This window comes from Halomicronema sp. CCY15110, assembly GCF_016888165.1.
Taxonomy (GTDB): Bacteria; Cyanobacteriota; Cyanobacteriia; order Phormidesmidales; family Phormidesmidaceae; genus Halomicronema.
On the sequence record NZ_JACSWC010000155.1, the window covers coordinates 1 to 3,760 of the forward strand.

At 50.6% G+C, this 3,760-nt stretch carries 4 protein-coding genes; all 4 read left to right on the forward strand.

All coding sequences use genetic code 11. The annotated features are described in order from the left end of the window. Positions 1-672: 672 nt before the first annotated feature. Positions 673-1,032 (forward strand): hypothetical protein, encoded by a 360-nt coding sequence (locus tag JUK32_RS03245; RefSeq protein ID WP_204137417.1) that lies wholly within the window; start codon positions 673-675, stop codon positions 1,030-1,032. Positions 1,033-1,170: 138 nt separating this feature from the next. Then, on the forward strand, positions 1,171-1,860 hold the full coding sequence (locus JUK32_RS03250) for a CPBP family intramembrane glutamic endopeptidase (protein ID WP_204137418.1): 690 nt from the start codon (positions 1,171-1,173) through the stop codon (positions 1,858-1,860). 1,199 nt (positions 1,861-3,059) lie between these two features. After that, on the forward strand, positions 3,060-3,338 hold the full coding sequence (locus JUK32_RS03255; protein ID WP_204137419.1) for an IS1 family transposase: 279 nt from the start codon (positions 3,060-3,062) through the stop codon (positions 3,336-3,338). Positions 3,339-3,390: 52 nt separating this feature from the next. Next, positions 3,391-3,760: IS1 family transposase (locus tag JUK32_RS03260; protein ID WP_255538040.1), on the forward strand; the 370-nt coding region annotated here is incomplete at its 3' end.

Genomic DNA, 3,760 nt, shown 5'->3' on the forward strand with positions numbered 1-3,760 from the left:
ATTCCTAGCGCAATTCACTGAAATGCTTTACATGCAAAGGTTACAAGGATTTTGAAGGCTAATTCACAACAGCTCTATTAGCCCCCTTAGGCAAAACCGCCATCCGCACTGCTGCTTTTGTATCGGTACGCTTTGGGGGGTGGGAAACCGCGTTTGAGACGGTTCCAGCGATGCAAATCGTGACGATGACAGGGTGAACTGGCTTTGGCCGAGGATGGTCTGTTCTCGCAAGGAGACGACCGCCTTCCAGGCAAACTCGCGATTGCCAGTTCGGCCATAAATATGAGCTTTGTCGAGGGTGGCGATCGCGAGCTTTTGAAGTCCTTGGGAAATGATTTTGCTATAGGTTGCTTAAGCTGACATTGTCTGACTTTCGAGCAAAATGTGTAAGGTGCCTGCGTGTTCGCCGACGGTGGCCTGCATGTCATGAGGCTGAAGGGCATGATTTCGCAGCAGCGCGATCGCCATGCTGAAGCGGGACATTTTGCGCAAGTAGAGGCTTAGTAATTTACCAGTCTGGGACGGTGAAACCCGGAGGGTAACGCAGCTCGTCAGCCTCTTTTTGTAGGCAATCGGGCAGTTAGTTTCAACTGAGAAAATTGGCAATAGCATGGTAAGCCTAGGGAAAATGGCGTTTGCTCGTTGATCTTGTCGGTTGGGAGAGAAGAGGGAATGGCTCGTTTTTCTGAAAATGGTAGAGATAAAGATATGCCGCCAAGTTCAGCAGTGCTTTGCCAAACCTGGGTTTATGCCCAAGAGGAATCCTCGCGTGAGTTAATGGTTTTTTACTCAGAGAGTTATCCTTTGCCGCCTTCTAGAGGACGGGCAAGGATGAGGTTTGATCGAGCGGGGACGTTTACTCGGTGGATCATTGCCCCAGCCTGTGGCTTTGATGAAATTTTGGGGACTTGGGAGTGGCGGCAGGGCGTGATTTACATCTCTGAAGCACAAGGAGAAAGGGAGTTGGTCGTTGATGCTTTAACGGATCAGCGGCTTTGTCTGCAGGCGGCACCAGGATTGCTATATAGATAGGCGCTTCAGGGAATGGTTTTGGTTGGTGAGTGCGATCGCGGTGGGTTGGGAATAAGGCAGGATGCCCCGGAGTCCCTGCGTCTTTGGCGAATCTCACTCTGCCCAGTAAATTGATTGCCGGAGGTTTCGCTAAACGCTATGTTCAAGTCTTCTCCACGTCTGGCGGCGTTCATCGCTTTGGTGCTGGTAGTAGGAGCGGCAAATCTCGGTATTGTGGCGCGTTTGTATGGCCAGGGGGCTGGTGGGCAAGCCTTGTTTGTGGCCACTCGCGTGTGGATTTTGGTGCTGCCGCTGCTTTGGGTGTGGCGGATCGATCGGCAATCGCTATCGCTGGGTTGGCCCACCCGTCAGGAATGGTGGGTGGGCGGATGGCTTGGCCTCGCGATGTTTGGGGTGATTTATGGCGCGTATGTGCTGCTGGGGCAGCGGTGGATTGATGTGGAGGTGACGCGATCGCAGGCAACGGCAGTGGGGTTGCTAAATCCTTGGATTTTTGCGGCATTTGCGATCTACTTCACTTTTGTAAATGCCTTGGTCGAAGAGTATATCTGGCGGTGGTTTGTGTATCGCAAATGCGAGGTTCTGGTGCCTGGTGGTGGGGCAGTTGCTTTGGCGGCGCTGTGTTTCACCTTGCATCATGTGGTGTCGCTGTTTGGTTTTACCGAAAATTGGGTCGTCACCAGCTTGGGCTCAATCGGGGTTTTTGTTGCCGGAGCCACCTGGTCGGCATGCTATCTGCGTTATCAATCACTTTGGGCTTGCTATATCAGTCACGCTTGGGCCGATTTGGCGATCGCGATCGTGGCCTGGCAAATTCTCTTCACCTAGCACCTTCAACACCAACAACAACCTCACCAACGAGAGCAGGGAAGGTGACAATCACCAGCAAATACTCACACTGAGACTCGTCAACTGCATTTTGGGTCCCTTATAAATTTTCCTGAGACTCTTTATGAGACTTTCACCCTAATTCAACTACTCTTGTGCGCTGACTAGCATGCAGCTCAGGCGTACAAAGCGTCATTCTAGTCGGTCATGCAATGGCAATTGAGCGACAAACTCCTGGGCGCTCTATTCCCCTCATTTTCTCGAGTAGTTGCGTATACCGCAACTACTCGAAAGCCTAAAAACCTTTTTGGAAGGGAGATCCAGAGCTAATATTTGGCGAGTGGACTATTTTTGGACTATTTCTCGAAGGGATGTAATAGCGATCGCGGAAATGGATGTAACGCTTGCCAAGAGGCGCTTGGCGGCCTAAGGAGGAGGCCGTAGGGCAAATTATAGCGCTTGACAATTGCTTGAGAGCTCACTTCTCTCGGCGATTCGCAAAATCACATCACAGATTTGTTGAGGTCGCATTATCCTTGCTCGGTGAGCCTACCCCTTTCGGAACAAGACTTTGTGAGTGCTAGGGCGATCGCCTAAATCTTCTGGGCAGAGGTAGATGCAGTGACGACGTTGCTGACCTCAGAGGAAATGGTTTTTGAAACTGAGTGGATAGCGTGATTCAAAGGGGGCATTCCGAGCCTGACAATTTACACAGCAGCTTGGAGCAAGTCTTGGTTCATAAACCAAGCACAAGAATGCGGCATCGAGATTCACTGACTAACCATCATCATTCAAAATCAACTGTCGTTATCAGCCACCAACATTTTCTCAAGGGAGACCTTCAAATCAGTCAGGCGTGAGATCAGCATGAACTGCGACATTAGCCCTGCATGAGCACCCAGCCAAACAGAGTACGCATATCTCTCCTTGAGACCCAAAGAAATTTATTGAAGACTGAATCTTGGCTTTTTGAGTCTCATAAAGAGACAGCAGCAGTCAAAAGTAGCGGCACACCCCACAAGGAAAAGTCCAAGCTTTGCTGCCTCGCACTGAAAAGTCATCTAAAGTCTTTTTATGAGACTTGTAAAGCCCAAAGCTAGTCTTCTTGGAAGACTCTTAGGTCTCTCAAAAATGCGGGTGATGTTATAGACCTGTGTGATGAATCGAGATAATCATGGTGTCTATCAGGTCTGCTCACAATGGTATTGGAACCGGTCTGTTGCCCTCACTGTCACACGACGGATGTGGTCAAAAATGGTCAAAGCGCTGAAGGTAAACAGTGCTATCGCTGTCGTAACACCGAGTGTCCGCGCGCCTCATTTATCCTGAACTACAGCTATCGGGGATACTTGCCGGCGGTGAAGCAGCAAAGCGCCGATATAGCCATGAATGGTAGCGGAATTCGGGATACCGCCCGGATGCTGCACATCAGCCCCACTACAGTAATTGAGGAACTCAAAAAAACATTGCCAGCTTGAGGTGGTCAATCGCCCTCTCCGAGAGTCCATGGAAACGCCGCCTACCGCGGCGATGGTTGTTCAAGTAGAGGCAGCGGAAATGAACGAAATGTGGAGCTTTGTGCAATCCAAGCGACAACAGCGATGGCTGTGGCACGCGATCGACCATCGAACTGGGGACGTGCTAGCTTATGTCCTGGCACCCCATGAAGACCAAGCCATTGAGATCCTAATGGCTCTCCTGACACCCTTCGGCATTCAGCAGTTTTACGCAGAGTCGGCCCTAAAGTCGCGAGGCGGGTCTTTGCAATCACACCAAACCTCAGCCACAACTGAGACGTGTCTTGAAGTTTGGCGGACGCTCATGGGGTATGGCACCGATTCGTGTAAAAATGGGCCACATCTCTTGAAACAATTGTATATCAAGTGTTTCAAGCTTCGAT

Excerpts from the sequence above, each read along its gene's own strand:
- JUK32_RS03245 (WP_204137417.1), top strand. The coding sequence starts at position 673 with ATGGCTCGTTTTTCTGAAAATGGTAGAGATAAAGATATGCCGCCAAGT.
- JUK32_RS03250 (WP_204137418.1), top strand. The coding sequence starts at position 1,171 with ATGTTCAAGTCTTCTCCACGTCTGGCGGCGTTCATCGCTTTGGTGCTG.
- JUK32_RS03255 (WP_204137419.1), top strand. The coding sequence starts at position 3,060 with ATGGTATTGGAACCGGTCTGTTGCCCTCACTGTCACACGACGGATGTG.